Source organism: Dyadobacter bucti (assembly GCF_005869225.1).
Taxonomy (GTDB): domain Bacteria; phylum Bacteroidota; class Bacteroidia; order Cytophagales; family Spirosomataceae; genus Dyadobacter; species Dyadobacter bucti.
In genome coordinates this window covers 1-25,923 of the sequence record NZ_SWFP01000007.1, presented here as the reverse complement: position 1 = coordinate 25,923, position 25,923 = coordinate 1, and the positions used below count along the sequence as shown (strand labels likewise).

Genomic DNA, 25,923 nt, shown 5'->3' with positions numbered 1-25,923 from the left:
GCGAAATTTAGGTTCTTTATGCAAATTCTCTCAGAGAATCCGCCATTCGATCCGCCTGTTCTTTTGCCGGTTCGTGTCAGAGTCGTTTAGCGCAACCGGTTTACTTTCACCATAACCGAGAGAGGAAATCCTGTCTGCGGTGATCCCCGATTTTTTCAAATATTCCTGCACCGACTGTGCCCGCCGTTTGGAAAGTTCCAGATTACCGGTATCCGAACCCACATCGTCCGTATGTCCGGAAATTTCTATCCGCACAGATTTATTGTGAACCAGGAAATCTACCATTTTATCCAGTTCAACTTTCGATTTTTCGTCGAGCTGGTATTCACCGGTTTTGAAAAATATATTGTTCAAAACTTCCACCCGATCCTTTTCTATGGCTTCCAGAGGAATATCAAGATCTACAAACGAAGTGGAATCGTTGACGGAGAAAGTGAGGCTTTTGAAAAGGTAGCCGGCTTTAGATACATAAAACGCATAGTCGCTGCCTTTGTTCAAAACCGCCAGAAAAGAACCCGTCTGCCCGTCCGAGGAAAATTCACCAACCTTTTGCTGCGTGTTCAGATCATACAGGTCAATGCCTGTGGATAACGGTTTTTGTGTTTTTTTATCAAATACCTTTCCCTTTGCATACCGGGTAGGCGTGATCAGTTCCTTCAGCGATTCGGGAAGTTCGAAGGTATATAACAACGATCGCCCTTTTCCTTTTTCAGAACTGTCGTCGGTATAATAGGCGCGCTCACCGTCGGAAGCAATAAACAGCCCCACCTGATCTGAAACCGTATTAATAGGATAACCAATATTCTTCGGCTCCGACCAGAGCGTATCCATCAACTGCGTCATGAAAATATCGAAACCGCCCATACCCGGAAAGCCGTTCGAAGCATAGAACAAGGTACGCCCGTTGGCATGGATAAACGGAGCATTTTCTTCATCCGAGGTATTGATGACCGGACCGAGGTTGCGGGGCGTTTTCCAGGTGTTTTTTTCGTCCAGTTGTGTTACCCAGATATCCCTTTTCCCCTGGCCGCCCCTGCGATCCGAAGCAAAGTATAAAGTATGTCCGTCCGCCGACAGCGAAGGCTGCGATTCCCAGTCACGGGTGTTGACATTTTCGCCCAGGTTTACGGGTGGGCTCCAGTCTTTGCCTTCTTTTTTTGATATATAAAGGTCGCAGCTTCCATAGCCGTCCTGCCGGTTGCAAGCTGTAAAAACCAGCGTCCTGCCATCGGCCGAAACGGTGCAGGTACCTTCATTATTTTCAGAATTAATGGCCGCAGAGATTTCCTCGGGAACGTCCCAGTGATTTTTTTTCAGGTAGGTAACATAGATATTTTCGTCCCTGTTTTCGGTTAGGCCGGTAAAGATCAGTGTCTCATTGTCTGCGGTCATTACCGGGAAATACTGTGTGCCCAGAAAATTAATCGTGTCCCCCAAAGATCTTTTTCGAATTTTTAAAGGGCTTTTTAACGCATTTTGGGCAAATTTTGAAGAGGCGATTGATTTTTCGGCCAATCGGGAAAGGCTTGATCTGGCGGGAAATAACGCCGACGCTTTTTCATAATATACCTGCGCAGAATCGTAACGCTCCGACTCGAAATGATACCGTCCGAGCCATTGATATGCCGTCGCCGATTGGGGAGCGTCCGGCTTTAATTGTATAAGCCTGGCATAATGCTTTCTGGTGAGTTCGGGATTTTTCTGAAGTTCGTAGATCTGGGCGAGCCTGAGGTTTGTCTCGTAACTGTTCGGCTCTGTTTCGAGGACTTTTTCAAACAATGTGACAGCCTCCACCAGCTGTCTTCCCTGCCAGGCCTTTTGAGCCTTTTCAAACAATTCCCTGGCTTTTTTCGACATCGCTGCATCCTGGGCGGATACTTTTGATATAACAAAACTGAAAAACAGGAAAATGATGAAACCGCGGCGCATTATGGAATATTCATGTACTTGTGAGTTTGTAACGACATTTTCCATTTGGGATTGTCTTTGATATAGTCAATTATCAAAGGCAACATTTGCTCGTGCTTACTCCACTCAGGTTGTAACAGAAGGGTACAATTGTCCTGCACCAGCGCCGCATGTTCTTCCGCAAATTCGAAGTCACTTTTGTTATAAATGATCGCCTTCAGCTCATTGGCTTTGGTATAAATGTCGGGATGCGGGGTCTTGAATTTCTTGGGCGAAAAGCACACCCAGTCCCAATGCCCGGTAAATGGATAAACGCCCGAAGTTTCTATATTGGTTTGAAAACCAGCCGATTGTAATGCAGCGGTGAGTTCGTCGAGGTTGTACATCAGCGGTTCGCCTCCTGTGATCACCGCCAATCGCCCGGGAAATTGCAATGCCCCCGCCACGATCGAGTCGATGTCGAATTTGGGGTGAATGCTCGCATCCCACGACTCTTTTACATCGCACCAGTGACAGCCTACCTCACAGCCGCCAAGCCGGATAAAGTAGGCAGCCTTGCCGCTATGCTGGCCTTCTCCCTGCAAAGTGTAGAAGGCCTCCATAACGGGAAGTTGCTGGGTAACGATGGGTGAAGTTTCTGCTAACACGGTTCAAAAAGTGAATTGTTCAGTAAAATCGTAACAAACATTTGTTACAAAAAATGCTACAAATGTATGAAATTCAAATTTCCCCTTTCCATGATCAATCCTCGATTTAGTCGCATATTTGTATTATGAATACTTCGGAAATCTATCAGCAGGAAATAATTTGTGCGCTGGCGACACCCTCGGGAGTGGGTGCCATCGCAGTAATACGGGTGTCGGGGCTGGGCTCAATCGCGCTGGTCAACTCGGTTTTTAAGGGAAAAGATCTTGAAAAAGCGGAGAGTCATACCGTCCATTTTGGTACAATTAATTCCACAACAGATACGTCTGACGCACAACCGTTTGCCGCAGAAGTAATAGATGAAGTATTGGTAACTGTTTTCAAAACGCCCCGGTCTTTCACCAAAGAAGATTCCGTAGAAATTTCCTGCCACGGTTCCGACTATATCATCCGGCAGATCCTCAAATTATTAATACAAAAAGGGGCCCGGATCGCCAAGCCGGGAGAATTTACCCAGCGCGCTTTTCTGAACGGACAATTCGACCTGGTACAAGCCGAAGCCGTCGCCGACCTCATTGCGGCAGACAGTGAAGCGAGCCACAGAACTGCATTAAACCATTTAAGAGGCGGTTTTTCCAAAAAATTGGCTTCACTGAGAACCGAGCTGATCCACTTTGCTTCCTTAATAGAACTGGAACTGGATTTCGGCGAAGAGGATGTGGAATTTGCCCAGCGCGACGATCTGAAACGCCTCATTGAGGCACTGCTCAATACAATCGAGCCGCTGATCGATTCATTTGATTTTGGAAATGCCGTAAAGGAGGGCGTGCCCGTAGCCATTATTGGGTCGCCGAATGTGGGAAAATCTACTTTGCTCAATTCATTGCTGAACGAAGAAAAGGCCATTGTCACCAGCATTGCAGGCACTACCCGCGACGTGATTGAAGACACCATCGTGCTCGACGGTCTGAAATTCCGTTTTATAGACACAGCCGGCATCCGCGAAACGACCGATCTGGTAGAATCTATCGGAATCGAACGTTCGAAAGATGCGATGGAAAAAGCCGATATCGTGATTTTTCTGTTCGACAGCGAAGAAACATTAAAAGAAAACCAGCAGCTGGCCGCCCTGCTCTCCGACGACAAGCACATTTTATTTGTGCTCAATAAGATAGACATCAGCCAGGCACTGCCGGAAGAATCGCTCGGAGAATGTGAAATCTTGCCTATTTCGGCCAAAAATCAGATCGGCCTTAAAGCGCTCACCGACAAACTGGTATCACTCGTCCACAGCCAGTCCGCCACCGATACCGTCGTCACCAACCTCCGCCATTACGAGCACCTCTTAAAAACCCAGGAAGCCCTCACCGACGTCCTCCACGGTCTAGCCACCGGCATCACTGGCGATTTCCTGGCCCAGGATATCCGGCTCTCGCTACATCACTTGGGGGAGATTACGGGGACTATTGTGACGGATGATTTGCTGGAGAATATTTTTAGGAAGTTTTGTATCGGCAAGTAATAAGTAGTAAGTAACCATAAATATATATAAACAAACGTAAGTAAAACCCCATCAGGACACTCCTGATGGGGTTTTTGATTTATTGATATTTTGCGATAATATCTAGGTGGTTTGTACCTTTTTGTACCTTTTATGGTATTTTTAGGCCGAGGTACAAAAAGGTACAAAAAATAACGATTTAGGGGGGAAATGATGAAACAAACTGAAACATTCTGAAACGTTGAGAAACATGCTGAAACACTTTAAAAAAATCTCAAAATGAGCTCAACAATCGAGACTGTACGGATCTGTCAGGAATGCAGTAAACGGTTCACCGCGAGGACTACGCAGACCAGATTTTGCTGCCTAAAATGTAACAGGAGGAACTACAAAAAGAGGGTTCGTCAGGGCAAGGTGGAGCAGAGCGAAAAGGAGACAATTGAGAAGAGGCAAATCGCAAAAAGTGATGTGTCGGCAAAGAGCTATTTATCGATAACGGATGCATGCTCGTTGCTAACGATTAGCAGGACGACATTATGGAGACTCATCGGTGATCGGAAGATCAAATCCGTCAAGCTGGGTCGCCGCATTGTGATATCAAGAAGTTCAATAGATAAACTATTCATATAATGGAAAGGACAAGAAGTGTAAAGCTTAGGGAAAAAATATTGTCAGACGGGAGAAAAAGTCTTTACCTGGATTATTACCCTGCGATTTACATCCCGGAAACGGGGAAAGAAACTCGGCGAGAGTTTTTGAAAATTTACTTGTATGATAAGCCGGCGAATCCCACTCAGAAAGAATACAATCGGATAAGCAAGGCAAAGGCAGAAAGCATTCGTTCGGAAAGAGAGCTTCAATTTATCAATCAAAATTTTGATTTCGCTGATAGGCTCAATGCCAAAAAGGACTTCTTGGCATATTTCAAAGCCATGGCTGCGAAGCGAAACAAGTCGAAGGGCAATTATGATAACTGGTATGGGACATATAAATACTTGGATCTCTATACAAAGGGTAAATGCACCTTCGGCCAAGTTGATGAGAAGTTTTGCGAAGGGTTTAAGACGTTTTTAGATAACGTAAAATCCATAAAGTCGGAGCAGGCAGTCCTTTCTACCAATACCAAGTATAGCTACTACAATAAGTTTCGGGCGTGTATTAAAGAAGCATTTGAAGACAGGCTCTTCGCAGCTAACCCGCTGCTGAGAGTGAAAGGCGTGTCGCAGGGAGAAACCCACCGCGAATTTCTAACCTTAGAGGAGCTCAAAGCCGTTTACCTAACTGAATGCGAGCACCCAGTTTTGAAGCGTGCTGCAATTTTCTCAGCACTGACAGGACTTAGATGGTCCGATATGATAAAACTGACCTGGAAAGAAGTGCAGCATTCTGAAATCGATGGCTACTTTCTCAGATTTACCCAGCAAAAAACCAAAGGTGCGGAAACCCTCCATATTCCAGAGCAGGCATATGAACAAATGGGGGATAGGGAAGATGATAAAGAGCGTGTTTTCCGAGGACTCAAATATTCGGCGCATACGAATTTGATACTTTCTCGTTGGATAATGAATGCAGGGATCAACAAGAAAATTACATTTCACTGTTTCCGGCACACATTCGCAACGCTGCAACTGACACTTGGAACTGACATTTACACTGTTTCAAAAATGCTAGGGCATAGACATTTAAAGACGACTGAGATCTACACCAAGGTGATCGATAAAAAGAAAATTGAAGCTGCTAATCGAATAAAACTGTAAATGAATGGAAAACAACAAGGTATTTCCGGCAATTCAGGGAATCAATATCAATCAGTACAAACTGCGTGAGTACCGATGCGTCTACGATAGAAGCTCAGACTTAGCATTAAGACTTAAGTATTTGGCGATTGGACTAAGGCTTTTCGATGCCTATGCTTTATCGCCTGATCTTTTTGTAGCTTTTCATTCTACAAGGCATAAGCGGGTTAATCGCTTCGTGTACTTGATTAATGTACTACTAATTGCCTTAGGTTGCTTCCTTATTTACAAATCTAAGTTTTGGGAGGGGCTGACTGGACAGAGATTGACAATTGCGTACGTGACTTTCGGAGTTTCAACATGTTTTATCTCGGTAATTTTCTGGAGCTTAATGAGAACTATACGGAAGAATTTTATCCACACGACACGGGCGCTTACAACAAGCCAGTATATTGTTCAATTACAAAATGCCTCGGTGGAGAATTCTCTGATTTTTGAAAAATTGGCAAAGGAAATTTTTAAAGGAGACTTTCATAAGTATGGCATTGAACGGACTACCGGAGGAGCAGTCTCTAGAATTGAAGCCGGAGAGCCTCAGTCTAATCATAATCCTAGGTTAATCGACTTACGGAGCGATCAGGAAGATACAGTCACAATTTCCACCTCGGATGATGTGAAAATGGAAGCCAACGAAGGAATAATGGAGATTGATCAAGCCGATAGTGCTGCTACTCGCAAACTAACATCGGATGTTGATCATCAGCTTAGCAATAATATTGTCGTTGCAGATAACCAGGGTTCGTTCGATGCGAAGGTAACAGCAGTTTACGCCGACAGTGAGTTCCAACTTGAGTTATTTGAAATTAGTCAGCAGAAAAATCAGTTCAACGGAATGCCCATGCCGAAGGTGATTGACTACTTTGGCGTCATGTGTTGTTCTGCATGCAAAAATGACATTCCTCAAATGGCAAAAAGAGATTTTACTAGATTTTTGAAAATGGCATTTTTGGGGGAAGTGAAAGGTGAAAAGATCAAGCTGGATAGATTTAAAGTTGGCGTAACTCAGGACGTCTTTCACCGGTTTATGCAGGAAACTTCTAATGAATTATATGAAAATAAAGATAGAGAAAGATACTTACGACTACTGACAGATCATTTTGATGGGTTTGACTTTGATACAATACTGAAGAATTTCAGGTCAATTAAGAAGAGTTGCTTACCAGAAGTGAGAAAACGGTACAAAAATGACATACAAAATTTACAACCAGTACAAAAGTGAAAAAACACCTAATAAAACCCCATATCCTTGCAGAAACAAAACATAACTGCAAATGGAAAATCCTTTTATTGTAATTGACCAACGACTAGAGAGAATTGAATCTCTGGTAATGGAGCTCAGATCAAACACTGTTAATGCTACACGTGCTATGCCCGACAAGTTTGTGAACATTACGGAGGCAGCACAAATATTGGAGCTTGCGGTACCTACCGTTTACAATCTAGTGTCTGCCGGACGGATACCCGTGATGAAAAAGTCGAAGAGATTGTATTTTTCCCGTAAGGAGCTTTTAGATTATATCAGAACTGGTAGAAGAAAGACAATAGAGGAAATCGAAGACGAAGCCCGTTCATATGTTGCAAACAGACAACCGTCTAGTGCGAGAAAGTAAAAAGCGAACCTTGTAGGGTTCGCTTCCTCAATTTCTTGAAATGGTATTGTGCTTGTGGTGAGACAAATATACCATTTCTGTTCATGATAATCAATATCTATGCAGAATGATGAAAAAACATCAGGGAGTAAAATCTATTAGCCTGACCTCGAAGAGTTCCACTGTCAAATTGATCAGATTTTTGTCTTCCAAGTACGATTTTCTTTACAATGTAATCTTAAATGAAGTGCTTATTAGAGAGAAAGGTACGTCCGAATACCATCCGGCCAATCTGAATACGCTGTACATTGAAGCCAGGGAGGCTGGACATAAAACGAGTGTCGGAGAGATTAACACGTTTTTGTGTTCAGATTATATCCCCAGGATCAATCCGTTCGAATCCTATTTTGAGTCAAGCGAACATCTGTGGGAGGAAGAAATACATGGCGATTATATTGAAAAGTTTGCTCAGTACATCAGTGTCGATGATCCGCAACGATTTATTGTTCAGTTTAAGAAATGGTTGGTTCGCTGTGTTGTATGTGCATTAAACGATGATTACTTCAACAAGCAGGCGCTAATATTTGTCCAGGATGACCAAAATAGTGGAAAAACGACGCTGACAAGATTTTTGATTCCTGAGGTGCTTAGAGATTATCAGGTCGAAAACATTTCTGTTGACAAGGATAGTCTGATCGCATTGTGTCAGAATTTCGGTGTCATTCAAGATGAACTTTCTACTTTGTCCAAGACAGAGATCAATGCGCAAAAGACCTTAATGAGCAAGTCGTATATTAAGGTACGTCACCCATACGATCGAAGGCCAAAGATGGAACCGAGACGAGCATCTATCTGGGGTTCGACTAACAAAGCTGAGTTCTTGGTTGATGAAACTGGCAGCGTCAGATGGTTGTGTTTCGGAGTTCGAGAGATTGATTGGGCGTACAAATCTGACATTGATATCAACGTTGTCTGGTCGCAAGCTTATCAACTCTACAAATCGGGATTTAAATACGAGATGACAGTGCACGAAATTTTAGATAATGAGCTGGCAAACAGTAAGTATAAGACCACAACCATCGAGTTCGAATTGATACAAAAATTCTATTCTCCGGCCACAAAGGACCGTTTTGATCAGTTTTACACCGCAACTGATCTGTGTGAGAACCTAGCTATCAGAACAGACGGAAAACTGAAAATTAGCCCAGTCGAGATCGGTAAAGCACTTAAATTCTTGGGGTTCACTCAAACTCAGAAAAGAGGGCACGAGGAGCAAAGGTTTCCTGTAAAAGGATATTATATTTTACATAATGATCTTACTACCTACTACAAATAGGCTTATTGCATTGATAATCTTAAAGTTGAGTGAAGTAAGACAATTATTATGCTATTACTACGAGTTACTACGAGATGGGCTCAGAAAGAATGTGAAGTAGGAGCAAGATTGAAGTGTAGTAAGTGAAGTGACTAATGATTCTTGCGCAAATAGCTGATAGAGAGCTTTCTATAATGTTATGTAGTAACGTAGCGGGTGTAGTAGTACCTGTTTTCAAAGAATAATCACTTTCCAAGTTTAATATTTAACAAATGCGGTTCTAGGCAACCGTAAACTTTGACACGTCATGGATAACGAAATCTTAATCCGTCTTTTTGAAAAGAAGGACCGTAAGCGCAGGAAGATTCTGTACAGTTTATACCAGGACTACTTTGAGCCAGGGTTGTCATCCGTATTTATTGCCGAGACTATCAATGGAGATTTGGGAACGCCAGGTCTTGTAACGGTTGGCGATATCAAATACTGCCGGTTCTATTTTCATGGTAAGATGAAAACTGCTGTGAAAATACGCTCTTCAATGGTTATGCCATCGAGACGCGAAGAAAAGGCGAAGGCATGTGACTCCCGGTCAGGTGTACAATGGTCAGATCCGGATGAGCTGAGCACCAGTCAAAATCAAATTATCAAATCTAAATTTTCAAAATAATGAGTCGTATTATTGAATTTACCCTACAATCCAAGGGAGGGGTAGGTAAGAGCTTCCACACTTACTTCCGAGCGCTTTCTGTGCCGGATGAGCATTCACTTTTTGTTGACGTGGATAGCTCCACGCAGACGTCTACACGTCAACTCAAATTTCTAGGTGCCGACAGATTGGAAACCATTTCTCTTCTTGATAATCGCGATGTGCTGGTGCGGGATACGTTTTTGGGCTACATGGAGAGTCTAGCAGAAAGTAGCTTTGAAAAAATCTATATGGATTTTGGCGCACCAGAATCAGAACAGATTCCAGCGCTTATACAAAGGGATATTCCATTCAGAGAATTCTGTGATGAGCTTGGTTTCGATATTGTTTTCAATATAGTCATCGGTGGTGGTGGGGCGTACAAAGCTTCTGTCAACTATTTACAGAAAATGACGTCTTTGCTCAACAACGAATTTAAAGTTGTCGCCTGGGAGAATATTACAAGCTTCAACCAGTTTCCTGCCCTGTCGACTGAACTGGCTGAAAATTGCAAGCAATTGAACATCTCATACAAACGATTTGGGGACTTTGATCCTTCTACGCTTCTTGGCGGACAGGTGTTGGACGGCATACGAAGGGGATACTCTATAAACGAGTACGGCCCTGGGGCAAGGATTAGGATGAAAAAGGAACTTAAAGAGAATTTCAGCCATGAGTGAAATCAGCACAGAGCAAATGACAAGGCTTAAAGGCCAGTTCTCCGCGAAATACGGAATCGAAATGGACGATTGGTCAGCCATGGTCATGACGGAAATCTCTCAAAGATTTATGTTTCTTACAAGCGAGGTAAACAGATCGGTTATTCAGATTGATGAAGCTGCAAAAAATATCAAGGGCAAGGTCAACCAGATTAATTTCCGGAATAATAGCGAGGCAATACGATTCGGGGTTGGGTTATCATTACCGTTTGCTGCCATGGGAACCTTTATCTCAGCGATGGTTCTTTGGTATAGCACGACCACCCGGGAATACGTACTTCGCAAGCAAATTATAGAGGAATACATAAATGCGCCAGCATATGAGAATCTGATGAAGTACGGTAAGATTGTCGAACGTGATGGTCATCTATGCTTAATTATGGGAAAGGCGGATCAAAAATCTGGAGACATCCTTATAGGACAGGAGTATATCGATGACGGTAATTTAGGACGAATTCTGATTCCGCTAGGTAAGAAGTAAACAAGGCAAATTTCTTCCCATTTGTGCCTTTTTCAATCAATTTCTAATCAATTCAATATTTTTCAAATTTTTTCGACCGGAATCGGGCGATTTCGATACAATTCTAATTTTTTGGGATTTCCTTCAATAGCAAGCTATGTTTTCACATGGTCAGAATCCCGCTGCGCGTCTCCTGTCCACGGGAAAACCGCTTGCCCTTTGGGAGTCAATTCGCCCTACGGCTCATTGTAAATAATTATGGAACAAAAAAAATTTCGAAAAAAGGGCGGAAGGCCCCGATTGCCGGAGCAAGAACGCAGGCAAAACGTGACTCTTATGTTGACACCATTGGAGGTTGAGCAGCTGAGGAAAGAGCATGAAGGTTATATAGTTGATTTTGGTGTTTTCCTCCGTGAAAAGCTTCTTAGTAGAGAAGCCGTGACATTATCTAAACCGATAGATCCAGAGGTAAGGGCCGAGATGACAAACTTGCTTAAAATGACAGGGAGTTTGTTGTTAATCGCGAAACGAACAGAATACGATGTGCTAGTAAGCCGGGAATTTTCAGGAATGGCAACTGAGTTGAGAACGGCTATCCAAAAAGCTAACTATCACATTAATGAACTTGTGCTCAGCAAAAGTTTAATTCCAAATCTGATCCGGCACGTTAAGGATTTGAAAAAGTCAGTCTTGGACCTGCAAAGGGAATCGACGAACATCGAGGTAATTTTGTACTTACTTAGCTGTGTTTCTCAGATTGAGGAGAGGATGATGGTGTTTGCAGGGCAGTACGGCATTTCAGAGGACTGAGCTGCCGGTTTAGACAAATGGGAAAGGAATTTCTTTCCCATTTGTTCTTTTATCAATCTTCTAAAACCTCCCTACTGGAACGTGTAAAATCTTAACTGGTAAAAGAGGTAAGAAACCGTAAAATTCGCCAACTTTCTTTCCATTTGCCAAATTTGCGGCAGTCATTTAGCTCCACACCCCTGTACTGGCTCAGCTTGGGTGAGTCCTGGGAATTCGAATATAGATATCAATAGCTGAACTAATCGACGCCATCCAAATATGATAAGAACTTTGATTGTACATAAATACCGTGGTATTTATGTACAATCAGACCCCTTGATTTTTCTTCCATTTTAGTTCAAAGAATAGCCCTTTTCGGCACTTTGAAATTACAGAGTGGTACACCAAAACAAATTACTGTATATTTCGAACTGGCACGTTGAACTGTACTATTTGGATGGTATTGGATACATACGGGTTTCAAAGATCAAGCAAAATCAAGACTCACAATTTGACTCTCTTAAGAAAGCAGGTTGTGAGAAAATTTATCACGAAAAGATATCTGGAGCCTCAATGCAAAGGCCGGAATATATAAGGATGATTTCGGAACTTCGCAAAGGAGACATTATTGTAGTCCGGAGAAATGATCGGCTGGGTCGAACAACTTATGAGTTGATCAAGCTGATGGTTGAATGGAAAGAAATGGGCGTGGACTTCCGGAGTATTTCAGAAGGAATTAATACTTCTAATAAAATGGCCGTCTTTGGTATATGCTCAGCTCGGTATTTGCGGAAAACGAACGAGAAATCTTGATGGAACGGACGCTTGCCGGAATGGAGGCTGCACGGGCACGCGGTAGGGTAGGAGGGCGACCCAAAGGGCTAACTAAAAAATCGAAGCAGGTAGCGAGTTTAGCGGCAACTTTGTACCAAAGTAAGAAGTATACCACTGTGCAGATTTGTAGACAATTGAAAATTGGTAGTAAAACTACCTTATACAATTATCTTCGACATGAAGGAATTGTGATTGAGGGTTGGGAAAGAAATAATAAAAAGAAGATTGATTAGCATGATTCAGAATTACCCAATAGGCCTAAAGTTCCAAAAAATATTATAATGTAACGTTATTGAATTCCATACCTCGATTGGTTCACACGCGATCTAATGTATCCATGTAGCTCTTTACATTACTAGCTTTTATTTGGTCAAAAACAACAAACTTTACAACCTCCCTAACATTCCAATGAGATTGGCTGAAGTAAAAATCAAAGGTTTTCGTTCTTTTGGCGAAGAAGTTACTATCAAAATAAGACCTCATCTAACTGGTTTTATTGGATTGAATAGTTCCGGCAAGACATCGGCGATGGACGCACTTAGGAAGATGTTTAGTTCAACTTTTTCTGAGCGCGAGTTCCAGGCGAAAGACTTTCACCATTTTAAGGACGAAGTCACCGATGATGTTGCTGAACGTTTCCTGTCCATTGAGACCCGTTTTAGTTTTGGTGACAATCCCGAGGCGGTCCCACACTTCTTTTCTGGAATGGTAGCCGGCAAGTCGGGAGAAACTCCTTATCTAAGGCTTCGGCTGGAGTCCAACTGGAAAAAATCTCACATCGAACCCGACGGGGAGATCGAGACGAGTCTATACTCTATACGGGTGCCGGAGGGCGAGCAGATTTCCGATGGTGATAAACTTCCTTTTCCAAATCACCTGCGCAGCCTTATCCAAGTCATTTACGTACCGGCCATCCGTCGCCCTTCCGAGCACCTGAAGTATGCATCAGGAAGCCTCCTGCATCGGGTTCTAAGAAAAATAAAATGGTCTGCGGCTTTTACCAAAACATTTAAGGAGCAGATAGAAGAAATTAATAAAGGATTTAGTGCATTGCCGGAATTTGATATGGTAGAACGTTCCATAAACCAATTTTGGCAACAATTTCACAGGGAGGAACGATACCGGAAGACCAAAGTAGGGTTTGGGGACAGTGATTTCGATTCGATTCTGAAAAAACTCGAAATCTCCTTCGGCCCAACCTCGACAAGGAGTGACTTTCGGATCGATGAACTTGGTGATGGACTCCGCTCACTATTTTATCTGACCCTTGTTTGCTCGTTCCTAGACATCGAAGAACAATTTGCTGCTCAAGCCGAAGAAGATGAAATAGGAAGAAGCCGACCATTGCTGACATTGTTTGCCATTGAGGAACCTGAAAACCATATAGCCCCGCAACTGTTAGGCAGGGTCGTTCGTATTCTTGATAGGATTTCCAAGACCGGCACCTCTCAGGTGATCCTTTCGTCACATACTCCGGCCATTATCAAAAGGATCGATCCTGAAGCTATTAGACACTTCCGGATAAGCTCGTCTTATCAGACGAAGGTGCGTAAGATAGCTTTGCCGAAAAAAACTTCAGAAGCTTATAAGTATATCCGCCAAGCGGTAATTAATTATCCGGAGATATATTTTGCCAAGGTCGTGGTTATTGGTGAAGGCGAAAGTGAAGAGGTCATTTTTAACCGGCTAATGAGCGTGTTCGACCTTGATTTTGACGATAACATCATTACGTTTGCCCCGCTTGGTCATAGGTTCGTGAATCATATCTGGAAGTTGCTCGATGCATTGGATATCCCGTATGTGACATTGTTGGATTTTGATCTCGAGAGAACTGGTGGCGCATGGGGCCGAATCAAATATGCACTTCAGCAATTATTATTAGTTGGATTTGAGCAAAACGACCTTTTGGTACTTGGTGACAAAAGTGTGCTGTCTGAGCAAGTTTTGAATACTATGCATACATGGGATATCGCAAACGAACAAAACTTGAATGCGTGGGTAAATCGTGTCAAGAATTATGATGTATTCTACTCTGCTCCACTCGATATCGACTTCCTTATGTTGAGTAGTTATGAAGAATTTTATAAGGATGCCATCCCAGATGGAGGTGGACCGGCCATTCCGGACCCCGGGGATGATCCGGATGAATTCTACAAGAAAATAGAGACTGCCGTGAGGGCTACCTTGAAGTCTGAAAAAGCGGAAGGAAACTCGTATAGCCAAGAACAAAAGGAATTAATGGTCTGGTATAACTATCATTTTCTTGGCCGGGGGAAGCCGGCCACACACATTGAGGCAATGTCGCTGATGACAGACGAGGAATTAAAGAAAGGCCTTCCGCTCGTTTTTAACGAAATTTTCGAAAGGATCAATGAAAAGCTAAACAATGGAGGATGAAAAAAATTAAACCAACGGATTGGGTACCCTATGGCGGTCTTCAACTTGAACCAGTTGCCATTGACGTAATCACTCAGGCCGGAAACTTTTTGGTAGTAGCAGGCCCTGGAGCCGGAAAAACAGAACTGCTTGCACAGAAAGCTGCCTTCTTGCTACAGACCAATCAATGCAAATACCCTAGACGTATCCTTGCTATAAGCTTCAAAAGGGATGCGGCCTACAACTTAAAGGACCGTGCCCGTCTCCGCTGCGGCAAGGAGCTTTCATTGCGTTTTGACTCATGGACTTTTGATACGTTCGCAAAACTGCTACTCGACCACTTTCGTAACCAATTGTATGAAGACCTGAAAGTTTCGAAGGACTACCAGGTATTATTGAATGACAAGGCAATACTAGACTATTACGAAAGTGTTGATCGCGACTTTCGCTTTCAAAATCAAGACACGGACCTGATGTCATTTCACACCCTTTCTGCGTTTCCGCTTCAGAATAATTCACAGGGGGACATTGCCCGAATAAATGCCTGGCGACAAATGCTTGGCTCGGTTCCTTCCAAGCTGACTTTCAAGATGATCATGCGTCTTGCCGAATATATCATTACGAACAATGAACCGGTTAGGTCTTTCCTTAGACAGACCTATAGTCATGTGTTCCTCGACGAATTTCAGGATGCTACCTCCATTCAGTACGAGTTCTTTAAGAGCTGTTTTTGGGGAAGTGACTGCCAGTTTACAGCCGTGGGTGACGACAAACAGCGGATAATGTTGTGGGCAGGTGCGAAGGAAAATGTTTTTGAAGATTATCAAAAAGAACTGCAAGCGATTTTGAAAACGTTGAAAATGAATTTCCGCTGTGCACCACGCCTAGTAGCCTTGCTTAATTATTTAACCGAACATCTTTTAGGGAAAACTGACTTTGCGGAAGCGGACAGCCGGAAACCGTTGGATGAGGGCGAGTGTTTTCTCTGGAATTATAGCTCAGAGAAAGCTGAAATGGCCTCCCTTCTAAAACAAGTTAAATATTGGATTGAAATTGACGGACTAAAAGCAAACGAAATCTGCATCTTGGTCAAAGGGAGCCTGCAAACATATGTGGGCAATCTAATTGCTTATTTTCAGGAAAATGGCTTAGCTGCCAGGGATGAAAGTCTATTGCAGGATTTGATTGGCCAGGAGCTGGTGCAATACTTTATTCACGCATTTTATGTCATCTATGACGAAAGGTCGGGAGAGTCAAAAAGGATCTGTCTCTCGTTTTTGGCTAATACCAGCACCGAGATGACTGACGAGCATCTGCTTTCATTAGAAAAATCGTTCTATAAATTTACGCGCAAAGTCCGGGAGACTTATAAACCTTCTAAGAAGAGTGAAATTGATCTGATTGTTAAGGAATTGATAGAATTTGCAGGAAGGAGCCGTATAAAAAATGCTTATCCAATCTATACGAACGATACCTTTCTGGATCTGACTATTATCCAGTTCATTCAAGAGCTGAAACTAAATGTGGTTCCCGGTCAAGGCATAGTAAAGGCAATAAATCGTTTTGCTGGGGAAAATACAATTCCAGTAATGACGGTTCATAAAAGCAAGGGCCTGGAATATCACACAGTAATTTTTGTGGGGTTGGAAGACAGAGCATTTTGGACTTATAAAGACCAAGCTAGCGAAGATAACTGCACTTTCTTTGTGGCGCTGTCGCGGGCGAAGCAAAGGGTGGTTTTCACGTTCTCCCGATCCAGAACGGATGCCTATGGAAACATTCGTATTCAAAAGGTAAGTGCAATAAAGGAAATTGTCGACACGCTTATGCAATCCGGCTTGGTGGACGTGGCCGACATGTAAATAGCAAGCGAAAACTCCAAGATACCTTGGTAGAGAGACGAGCCCATAATGTAAACCTTAAGACCTGATTGGCGCTGCGGAATGCTCGACTATCGTACAGGATAGATCGGTACCCAGCCGAACGCCTCTTCAAACTTAGAGCGATATACGGTAGCAACTTTTCCAGGTGCTTTCCGAACATATTCTTCAGCTAGCTCTTGTTCTTTGAGAGACAGATTAGACAGATAATCCAATGCTTCTTCTACTGTTGCGATTCGCCCTCTTTCATCGTTAAACTTGGGCCCGAGATTCGTCCAGATAACGGCATCAATATCCTTGCTCTGAAGCCAACTATGTATCGTCTTTTTAACGGCATTTTCTGGGACTAGGTCAAGCCTCTTTAGCATACCAATTGGCTTGGCCGTCGGGCAGTTTTCTCGGTCTCTTAACGATTCAATTGCTTCCGGAATATTGCTTGTCGTCATCAATGACCAGTAGGTGGAAATAACGGGGAACAAATCGCAAATTACCAGCGTGAGTCTGCCATCTTGCGACGTTCTTAGAAACTCAATAGGTAGTTGAGGCCCATCGTCGCGCCAATTTTTATCGACCAGAAGGTCGCCGGGCTTCCAGATAAGAGATCCCCACCCAATACATCCGATTCGCATAAGAATAATAAATAACATTAACAGTTGATGATAAAGCTCTCTAAATCGGCCGCTGGATGTCAAATAATGTCGTGAGAGTAGCTTCCTGAGTGGCCGTTAGAGAAGGAACACTAATAAATAATCTATTTCTTGCCCTGCTCAAAGCGACATACCTCACTCGCTGTTCCTCAACATTCAAATCCGGAGACATCAGAAAGCCAACGTCGGAGCTGCCAAGCATGGTCACAAACACATTGTCAAATTCATCACCCTTCGCCTTATGGATCGTTTTACAGGGAGACATGTCATTTTTTGTGTCCACAAATAATCCTACCTGAGCAAAAGTATTGTTCATGTAAAAGTCTTTGATCGTTCCACGTATAAGTGAAGGGATCGAAGCATTGACATGTGTTTTTACAAGTTCGTAAAAAGAATAGAGCGGCTCATTATTATATGAGGAGTATCGGGACAGTAGCAACGACAACTGGTGGAAGGATTTTTTCCTCCGTAGCACTTTGTCCGAAATACCGCTATTGTTCTTTTCCATTTCTTTTATTGCTTCTTTATATCTGCCCTCAACGCCTAGCTCCACAGCCCTAATGCATCGAACAACTACCTTCACCCGATCGGCATTGTCCTTAGCAAAAAGCTCGTCCAAAAGATTTACGCTTGGAATAGCGGCATTGTAAAGTCGTTTCATGGCATTGACCATGACGTTGTCTCGCGAAAGACTTATAAGGGCTTCGTTCCCACAAATACTTTGTGCATAAGTGAAAGCGTGTTCTTTGGTGCCCACATAAAGCACTGGTTTTGCACCTGGAACATTTCGCAAAGGCTTTTGCCGAATGTCAGGCCTAAGGTGGTTCAGCACCTGAACAATTTTGTCGGTGCTTCGTCTATTGTCTTCAATAAGAAAATCTTGTTGATTGACTAAAGTGAACCTGTCGAAGTCCGCAGAGGATGTTCCCTGGAAACTATAGATCGCTTGCGCCCTGTCTCCGATAACCCCTACGATGGTCTCTTTCTGCGCAATAAGCTTAATAATTTCCGTTTGTACCGGGTTTGTATCCTGAAACTCATCGATAAAAAAGTACGGGAATTTTGCTTGCAGGACGGTGACAATGAAGGGATATTGAGTTATGAGCTTATGTCCAAAAAACAATATATCCTCATGATGTAGCCTCCCTTTACGCCAGAAGATCTTCTTATACTCGAGCAATGCCGGTGCCAGCTTATCTAGACATCCTGTTTTTCCCAGGCGTGTATTTGTTGCGATGTCATATGCTTTGGAATTATCTGCTGAGATTACTAGGTCCCTGCCCTCGAATTTGTAATCAATGGACGACAACCAATTACCTAATGCCTTCAAATTGCCTTCCAATTTCAGCAATTGGTTTCTAGTGTATGGATTGCTTAGCCTCGCAAGGTTAGGATGAGCATCGACCCATTCCTTTATGTACTTACGGGAAATGAAATGTTCGTCGTGGCCGTCCATATACTTGACATTGAAGTCATATTGACTGGCAATGAAATGCATGTAAGGCTTGATGATATTATTGTATATAAAACTGTGTATGGTAGAAGTTTCGATCCTATCGGCGCCTTCATTAAGCCTGCTAATTATTGTGTCCGCTGCCGTGTTTGTATAGGTGATACAGGCAACTTTTCGATAAGACCCCAATCTTCTAGAGTTTGTGAGGACGTTTTTTAAATGAGCTACCAACCAGTGGGTTTTTCCCGCTCCTGGACCTGCTTTGACTCTGAAAGGCTTTTCAATATCAATTGCATCATCTGACGCAATGGTAGTTACTGACATATCCAATTGATTGATTCTTGTATATAGAAAGGAACATTGAATGCTTCCCTGGTGGGCATAGCCTGGCCTCCCTGAGGACTAGCAGTTGCTACGGTCGGCAATTTAAGATTTGCTTCGAGGTGGTTGGCAAGTTCGAGTGCATTCTCACCTTTACCGACAGAATTTAGATATCGTGTAGCTATCAAAGCTTTCTTTTTATCCTCATCCGTCCAAGAGGGATCGACGTTGGCGCTAATTGACGCCTTTAACGCGATGTTAGAATCGCTCCGTCCAAGTCGGTTCAAAAAATCACTCAATGGGTTTCCTTTCTCATAAAAATCTATCAGATCCACGAGCTCTTTTCTATTTGTGATTGACTTGGTTAAAAGTATTTTCGAGTTTGCGTTTGACAAGCTGAGTTCATACTCAAATGTTTTGCCCTTTGGATGGTTTTGCCCAAAGAACCGGATGTTACGGTGAGCAACGTACTTCGATATTTTCGTGGTTAAATGATCCTGATAAGTATAATTCGCGGCATCCTGTTCAAATTCGAACGGGTAGCACCTAACAAAGTAGGAATCATCATTTAGCTTTCGTTCCGGATCACGATCTTTGATACAAACGACTTTTTTAGGAATAGCATAGGGGTTGTCAGTATCAAAAAGCATGAGAAAATAGTCAAAAAACCTGCCTCCGACTGGAACGACAGCAATATGGTGGTCCTCAAGGTGTTTATTGCAGTACTTTGCTAGTGTAGGAATCAACAGCTCCTCTGCTAGCCCTTCGACTAGCATAACCTTCTGGGCAAATAGCATATCGGATCGTGTTGCATCGAGGAAACGTTGGACATACGCCTTAGCTTCTTTACCATCAGTAGTATCTGGGAACACCTTGCCCGGATACCCGGCGCTGATAATGCCATTTTCGTTATGCAGGCAGATAATCTCGTCCAACGAAACAGCAGAGGTAATTTGGGTTGAATGAGTCGTCACGAATATCTGCCTTACCTTGCGTTCGCTCATGTTTTCTTTCAGAAACTTGAGAAACTTATACTGCATCGAAGGGTGGAGATGAGCTTCTGGTTCTTCTATTGCCAGGACTGGAAAAATTTTTGCATTGCTGCCTAGATAATTGCCGTCGGCGTTGACTTGCATTTTGGCAAGCAAAAGGGACATAAAAATGAGATTGTTGTATCCCAGCCCATTGTGCGTTGCAGGTATGGTGATGTCCAGTCCGGAATAGCCTATAATAAGTTTTAGCGCGGAGTACAGTTCTACGTCGGAGATCGCGCCGTCGAAGTCCGGAAGCGCGTTATTGAACGTAGCTCCTGTCTGGGTAGCATATGATAAAATATGTTGTTTGCCTGCTCTCATGCGATTTTGCAGGTCCTCAATAAGTCCGCCGGCCTTTGTTGTGAACTCAGACTTTAGGCCCTTAATTTCTGCGTGCTTCGCACTTTTGCTTTTTACGCTCTCATCGGCAGATTTGATGTCATAGTCCATAAAAAAATCGAGGACGTCACGAAGCATTGTGTTTTTTCCCGTGAACATATCCCTCTCTACATCCCTAATAGCATTCAAAAATTGAAAGTCAAATTTTTGAAGCGCATTGCTGTCAGCAACTAACTTGTTGGTCGGGTCTCCGCCATAGATTTTATTAGTGTAGAATCTCAAAAAATCATGTCTAATGGCAATCCACGCGTCATTTTTATTCGCGCATGTAGCGAGGGTGTTTTTGTAATCCTCGTGTTTCTCATAGGGAAGGAAGAACTTATAGGTCAAGACAGCCTTATAAGGCTCGTCAAGCTTGGTCAACCAATCGGCCACCGTAACCAGGTCATCGCCCGTTAAATCTTCACCGGTGGTCTGATCTATCACCAGCGTTATGCTCACCTTAGGAGGTTCAGCCTGTAATTCGCTCAGTGCAACATTCTTTGAAAAATCGTCGATCTCTAGCCTTTTGGGCATGTTGTGATCTATGAGAAGACCTATCGCCTTTAATAGACTGGTTTTTCCTGCATTGTTATGGCCAATAATTACATTGACGCCATCATTAAACTCAATTGTATTGTTTGGGAAATTTCTGAATCCCTCAATAATGATTTTAGATATGTACATAAAGCAATTGCTAAGGCATGGAGCAACAGCATTAGATTTTTATATCCAACCTGTTTGCGGAAGGTTTATGCCATAAAACTAGCATTTTCCTTACAAAAAATATTATGTTTTTAGTGTATTATAAGTTAATAATGAGCTGGCCTGGAAATGTAACAGGTATTTATTAGTGATTTTACATATTTTTGAAATACCTGAAGTAGATTTAGAGCGTCGTCATTCAGAAAAGGATTGTCAGTGTTGGGCAGCGCTGGGCTTTCGAATGGATTTGAATATGGCTTATGCATAGGCGTGCTAGCCATTTAGTTCATTGGTGGAGTGAACTAAGAAATGCTTCAGCGATTTTATATCGAACCACCCGTTTCAAGCGCGATGACGACTTGTTGGAACCGAACAATTAAATCTTCTCATTAAACTGATCAACCTTTTAGCCCCCAATTTGTCACCGCACCATTTGCTAGACTTTTTTTTATATTGACATTAAACTGAGAAGGACAAGGATGGTCACAACTATTATCGAACAATACCTATTAGGCATCGATCAAGCGACATTTCAAAAGATGATGAATCATCTTTTATTCCTGGAAGGGTATAAGTTCATTTCATCTCCTGGATCTGTTGTTGGTAAGAATAAAACAAGCAAAGGAAGTCCTGACAGCTTCTTCGTTGAAAGTGACGGTCTGTTTGTGTTCTGTGAGATGACTACACAAGAGAAGCTCTCTTCGGGCGCGACTTTCCAAAAGAAATTGCGAAAAGACATTCTTCATTGTTTCAATGTCAAGAAGACTGGCATTGCAATGGAGCATATTTCGAAAGTGATTCTTGCTTTTAACCAGGAAATTAAGCCAAATGAAATCCAGGAGCTTAACAATCTGGTCAAAAAACAAAATTCACTTGCTGAACTAGTCATATACTCAATTCAAGAAATTCCGTTCCGCTTGCTGTATTATCCAGGCCTTGCAGATAAGTACATTCCCGGTGTAAAAACCACCCAGGGGACATTTTATACGTTGCCCGATTTTCTGGCTATTTCTGAACGCGGCATTCAACCTGCCCTAACTAATCCATTTGTTGGAAGAGAAGCCGAGATTCAAGAAGCGCTTACAATGCTGTCATTTAGTGACTTACTAGTTTTAAAGGGAGGGCAAGGTGTAGGAAAGTCGAAATTCGCTGTTCATTTGGCAGAACATATGGAAAAAGAGCAAGGTTATGAAATAAGGGTTATCGATAGCAGTCCAGTTCCCATCTGGGACGATCTCCAAAACTTTCTTCTACCGGAACATAAATATGTATTGATTTTCGACGACGCAAATAAAGCGCTTCCTAATCTCGAATATCTTGTTCAGTTCATCAAGGGGAGACAGACCGGATCAGTAAAAGTTATAGTGACGGTGCGGGATTACGTTACCCATCAACTGGAAAAAAGCTTGGTGAACCTTCCTCATCAAATGCTAACCATATCGACACAAAATGAATCTGACCTGAGAAAAATAATAGACGAGCAAATACCCGAACGCATTTATGTCAATGAACAGGTTATAGATCGAATCGTCTCGATCTCGAAAGGCAACACCAGAATTGCGATAATGGCGATTACGTCTATATTACGAAAAATGGATATTGAAATTTTAAAAGACATTTTCTCACTTTACGATCAATATTTTAAGAACGTTAGACTTGATATATCAGCATTTGAACAATCAACAAAGCTTCAAGCATTAGGAATTTTATCATTCTTCGGAACACTCGACAAAAATGATGAAGTAACAAAACAAGTTCTGCAAACAAGATTTAGCCTAAACTGGAACGAGCTGTGGGAAAATCTGCTAGATCTTGAAAAATCAGAAATGGTAGACATCTTTAATCGAGAGACTGCAAAAGTAAGCGATCAAGTTTTGGCTGTTTACTCGATGTACAAAACATTCATTGATAGCCGCACATATTCATTAGATTATTCAACATGGATAAGCGAATTTATTGACAAATTTCCACACACAATTGAAAAGAATGTAATCGATCTTATAAATACATTTGGGTATGAAGAACTCAAACCTTCTCTCGAAAGCGAAGTAATAAAAATCCAGCATTTGGTAGCGTCCAGAAGCGGAGATCTGCACCGATTCTTCGACATTTTTTGGTTTTATCGCGAGATTGATACACTATACTTTGTAAAGAGCTGGATAGATCATTTGCCAGCTGACCCCATTCAGGTTGACACAATAGAATATGACTATGAAGTGAATGATTTCGTGTCAGCACCTCCTTACATCAGCCTCTTGATGAAGTTCTGGCGGACAGACACTCCCTACACAACCCAGGCTATCGATCTCGGAATCAAATTGATGCATCAGCAACCTTCACGGATACCGGAGATATTAAAATTCTTAGTAGAACATACGTCTTTCAAACGCTATGATTATAAAAGAGATTACGTAAGACAGTTCTCGCTTTTCAAGTCTTTGAGTAAAACAGTTTTCGGAAAAAGCCAGAAGGAAATAAGTGATGGGATCTTCCTGTCAACTGCATGGTCCTTTTTAGAAGCCGAGTATCGCGAACACGAAGGAGGATCAGGCGGGCATTTTGTTATCTACACCTTTAAGCCAGTTAAAACAGATAAACTAATCGAGCTCCGTGTGCTGATCCTTAAACGGCTATTCTCACTATTTTCTGAGTATCCGGCTAAGGTACTTAACACACTCAATGGATATCTACGAACATTAAAGCATTTTGATGAGAATATTGCAGAGGCCGAAAAATCATTAGTAGATGAATTTGTAAATTCCAATTTATCAATCGAGGAATATGCTCATTGTGTAATAGCGATTATTTACAAAGATGTTCTCATAAGACATAACAAACCCGTAGATGATATTTTTGACAATTTTGAAAATTCTGAAATACTCAAATTTGCAAATGAATTTAAGTCAATAATAAGAGATACAAATTTGCCAGGATCAGAGCGATACGAGGTATTGAGAAAGGCGATTCAAAAACGAACGGATGGTGCAACATTTGAAACAGTTCGAGATATCATCAGCAATTGTAACAAGATATTTGAATCAACAAACACACTTAACGGAAATAACCATTGGGTAGGCACCGCAATCTATTACTTGTTTCATTCATTAGCAGAAAAACAACCAGAATTATATTATAAAGCATTACACTTAATATTGAGTGATAAGTTTTCATTTGAAATTGATTATGGTGTACTAATATCCTATCCACTAAGAATGAAGCTGCTGCCTTGCAATGAAATCTTTAAGTCGATTGATAATCAGAGTTACATTCGTAGACATCTCATGATGCTTTCTTACTATCAATCTATTGACGAAACCTGCATCAATGAATTAGTATTAGTCAATTATTTCGATTTTCTATCCAGGACAGATGAGAGGTTATATTTTTATAGCTTCGAAAATTTAGACAGATTCGAAAATGTATATAGATCGACATCATTAATTCCCGATAAAGACTTAGGGTCAAACCCGAACATTGTGACATACTTAGTTGAGAATCTGCTAGTGAGATTGAAGAAAAAGAATCTGGTATTTGAAGATCAGATTTGCGAATTAAGTGTCAAATATTTTACAGATAGACCTGATCTCTTACAAGAAATATTCTACTATCAGCGGGAGAAAGATCCACGCTACGATCATGGTGGAAAAGAGATTCAGGCCATCACCTCAATTGATAAGCGCTTTATAATAAATCTCTTAGATAAGCTACCAAGGAAGGAATTGAAAGCTAGCTATTGGTTCAGTGACCTAGATTTGAGTTTCGTTTGGGAAGAGCCTGATTATACAGACGTTGTGGATTCTGCTATTGAATCAATCATGAAAAAGTTTCCGTTTACCTCAAATTTTGAAGGAGAGGCGGGAGTTCTTTTCCGAATAGACAAAAGTATCAAAGACTTAACTGATCGCGTTGAAGCCTATATAAGCTCATTTATCTCCAAAAATTGTAAGTCTCGCAAACATATACGTTTGATATTCAATGTAATTACTTACCAATTTAGATACAAATTGCTCCATTTTGTGACACAGCTTTTAACAGTAAACAAGGAGCCGAAATTTTTAGAGGTATACTGGCTTGAAACCAACGGAGTATACACAGGTAGCCGAGTGCCAAGAATTGAGGCGCGTATCACGTTCTTAAAATCGCTTATTGAGTTGGTCAAAGGACTGCCTGATTCACTGGACTACTTGGATTATATTCGAGACTGGGAGCGCGAGATTGAATACTCCAAGCAGGATAAGTTACGAGAAATGAGAAGAGATTTTATTGAATTGGGTGAGTGAAATCATTTTCACCCATCGCCGCTGATCCGCTTAGCCTGGTTGACATTCTCAATTCGTTGTTTCTTCGCCGTCATGGCACTGCTTACACAGTGTTTGCCAGTTCCTAACATTCCCAAACGGGTTAAATTAAAAGATTGAACAGAAAGTACCGCAGGTTCGGTAGAGCTGATTTTCTAGTGAGACGTTTGCTAGATGGAAATCTCACGGCCATCTTTGAATATTGAAGACTTTAAATTTACCAATTCTCAAACATTCCTCTCTGGAACTGGCTGCCATAAAGCATAGCAATTTTATTTGAACTATATTGATGTTCATATATGGAATTTAAGGTCAGAATTATGAATAAATTATTCTGTCGCGTTGTTATACTTCTTTAACTTCCAATCACATTTCTGCTTATGAATATTACAGTACCTAAAGTTGATGATGCATTCAAATACATTTCGGAGGTGGTGCCACCTTTATCGGACGATGGTGTTAGTGAAGCCTTACCCTAATGAGGACAGTGTACGTTTAGACTTTATCCATTTCTAGTTTCTTGACAAACGTTGCCGGTGCTAAGCCAGCCAGTGCTTGATGCGGATGAAAGCGATTGTAGTCTTCCATCC

Annotated in this window: 20 protein-coding genes; 15 read left to right on the top strand and 5 right to left on the bottom strand. The window is 42.0% G+C overall.

Annotated elements, in window-relative coordinates:
* Positions 1-30: 30 nt before the first annotated feature.
* Complete coding sequence (locus tag FBF61_RS21875; RefSeq protein WP_138481379.1) at positions 31-1,929, bottom strand: OmpA family protein; 1,899 nt, start codon at positions 1,927-1,929, stop codon at positions 31-33.
* Entirely contained in the window at positions 1,929-2,510 is a 582-nt protein-coding gene (locus FBF61_RS21870) for a 7-carboxy-7-deazaguanine synthase QueE (RefSeq protein WP_138482078.1), read from the bottom strand. Before FBF61_RS21870 ends, FBF61_RS21875 begins: the two co-directional genes overlap by 1 nt.
* Positions 2,511-2,680: 170 nt before the next feature.
* Between FBF61_RS21870 and mnmE the strand changes: the two genes are divergently transcribed.
* The 14 genes from mnmE to FBF61_RS21805 all read left to right on the top strand — a co-directional run bounded on the left by mnmE (position 2,681) and on the right by FBF61_RS21805 (position 16,479).
* Positions 2,681-4,075: a tRNA uridine-5-carboxymethylaminomethyl(34) synthesis GTPase MnmE gene (gene mnmE / locus FBF61_RS21865; protein ID WP_138481377.1), complete on the top strand. Its 1,395-nt coding sequence runs from the start codon at positions 2,681-2,683 to the stop codon at positions 4,073-4,075.
* A 258-nt stretch (positions 4,076-4,333) separates the two neighbouring features.
* Positions 4,334-4,684 carry a helix-turn-helix domain-containing protein gene (locus tag FBF61_RS35650; RefSeq protein ID WP_138481375.1) on the top strand — a complete coding sequence of 117 codons (351 nt, stop codon included), beginning with the start codon at positions 4,334-4,336 and terminating at the stop codon, positions 4,682-4,684.
* Complete coding sequence (locus tag FBF61_RS21855; RefSeq protein WP_138481373.1) at positions 4,684-5,811, top strand: site-specific integrase; 1,128 nt, start codon at positions 4,684-4,686, stop codon at positions 5,809-5,811. The genes FBF61_RS35650 and FBF61_RS21855 overlap by 1 nt, the downstream gene beginning before the upstream one ends.
* A gap of 4 nt (positions 5,812-5,815) precedes the next feature.
* Entirely contained in the window at positions 5,816-7,069 is a 1,254-nt protein-coding gene (locus FBF61_RS21850; protein WP_138481371.1) for a hypothetical protein, read from the top strand.
* 52 nt (positions 7,070-7,121) lie between these two features.
* Positions 7,122-7,460, top strand: coding sequence for a helix-turn-helix domain-containing protein (locus tag FBF61_RS21845; protein ID WP_138481369.1), 339 nt, complete (start codon positions 7,122-7,124; stop codon positions 7,458-7,460).
* A gap of 106 nt (positions 7,461-7,566) precedes the next feature.
* Positions 7,567-8,775: a VapE domain-containing protein gene (locus tag FBF61_RS21840; protein ID WP_229215169.1), complete on the top strand. Its 1,209-nt coding sequence runs from the start codon at positions 7,567-7,569 to the stop codon at positions 8,773-8,775.
* A 286-nt stretch (positions 8,776-9,061) separates the two neighbouring features.
* Positions 9,062-9,421: a hypothetical protein gene (locus FBF61_RS21835; RefSeq protein ID WP_138481367.1), complete on the top strand. Its 360-nt coding sequence runs from the start codon at positions 9,062-9,064 to the stop codon at positions 9,419-9,421.
* A complete protein-coding gene (locus FBF61_RS21830) occupies positions 9,421-10,119 on the top strand; it encodes a P-loop NTPase family protein (RefSeq protein WP_138481365.1) in 699 nt (232 codons plus the stop codon). The genes FBF61_RS21835 and FBF61_RS21830 overlap by 1 nt, the downstream gene beginning before the upstream one ends.
* On the top strand, positions 10,112-10,639 hold the full coding sequence (locus tag FBF61_RS21825) for a hypothetical protein (protein ID WP_138481363.1): 528 nt from the start codon (positions 10,112-10,114) through the stop codon (positions 10,637-10,639). Before FBF61_RS21830 ends, FBF61_RS21825 begins: the two co-directional genes overlap by 8 nt.
* A gap of 315 nt (positions 10,640-10,954) precedes the next feature.
* Positions 10,955-11,428: a hypothetical protein gene (locus FBF61_RS21820; RefSeq protein ID WP_138481361.1), complete on the top strand. Its 474-nt coding sequence runs from the start codon at positions 10,955-10,957 to the stop codon at positions 11,426-11,428.
* Between the two features lie 375 nt (positions 11,429-11,803).
* Positions 11,804-12,220, top strand: a complete 417-nt coding sequence (locus FBF61_RS35645) for a recombinase family protein (protein ID WP_138481358.1) — start codon at positions 11,804-11,806, stop codon at positions 12,218-12,220.
* Positions 12,178-12,474, top strand: coding sequence for a helix-turn-helix domain-containing protein (locus FBF61_RS35640; RefSeq protein ID WP_374756628.1), 297 nt, complete (start codon positions 12,178-12,180; stop codon positions 12,472-12,474). Before FBF61_RS35645 ends, FBF61_RS35640 begins: the two co-directional genes overlap by 43 nt.
* A gap of 175 nt (positions 12,475-12,649) precedes the next feature.
* Complete coding sequence (locus FBF61_RS21810) at positions 12,650-14,638, top strand: ATP-dependent nuclease (RefSeq protein WP_138481356.1); 1,989 nt, start codon at positions 12,650-12,652, stop codon at positions 14,636-14,638.
* Entirely contained in the window at positions 14,635-16,479 is a 1,845-nt protein-coding gene (locus FBF61_RS21805) for a UvrD-helicase domain-containing protein (protein WP_138481354.1), read from the top strand. Before FBF61_RS21810 ends, FBF61_RS21805 begins: the two co-directional genes overlap by 4 nt.
* An 89-nt stretch (positions 16,480-16,568) precedes the next feature.
* On the opposite strand, the gene FBF61_RS21800 is transcribed toward FBF61_RS21805, so the two are convergent.
* From FBF61_RS21800 to FBF61_RS21790, 3 genes are read right to left on the bottom strand one after another with little or no spacing between them, the layout of a single operon-like run.
* Positions 16,569-17,144 (bottom strand): hypothetical protein, encoded by a 576-nt coding sequence (locus tag FBF61_RS21800; RefSeq protein WP_138481352.1) that lies wholly within the window; start codon positions 17,142-17,144, stop codon positions 16,569-16,571.
* Positions 17,145-17,166: 22 nt separating this feature from the next.
* Positions 17,167-18,921 (bottom strand): UvrD-helicase domain-containing protein, encoded by a 1,755-nt coding sequence (locus tag FBF61_RS21795; protein WP_138481350.1) that lies wholly within the window; start codon positions 18,919-18,921, stop codon positions 17,167-17,169.
* Positions 18,912-21,017, bottom strand: a complete 2,106-nt coding sequence (locus FBF61_RS21790; RefSeq protein WP_138481348.1) for an ATP-dependent nuclease — start codon at positions 21,015-21,017, stop codon at positions 18,912-18,914. The genes FBF61_RS21795 and FBF61_RS21790 overlap by 10 nt, the downstream gene beginning before the upstream one ends.
* Positions 21,018-21,514: 497 nt before the next feature.
* Between FBF61_RS21790 and FBF61_RS21785 the strand changes: the two genes are divergently transcribed.
* Positions 21,515-25,315, top strand: a complete 3,801-nt coding sequence (locus tag FBF61_RS21785) for an nSTAND3 domain-containing NTPase (RefSeq protein WP_138481346.1) — start codon at positions 21,515-21,517, stop codon at positions 25,313-25,315.
* Positions 25,316-25,923: the final 608 nt, after the last annotated feature.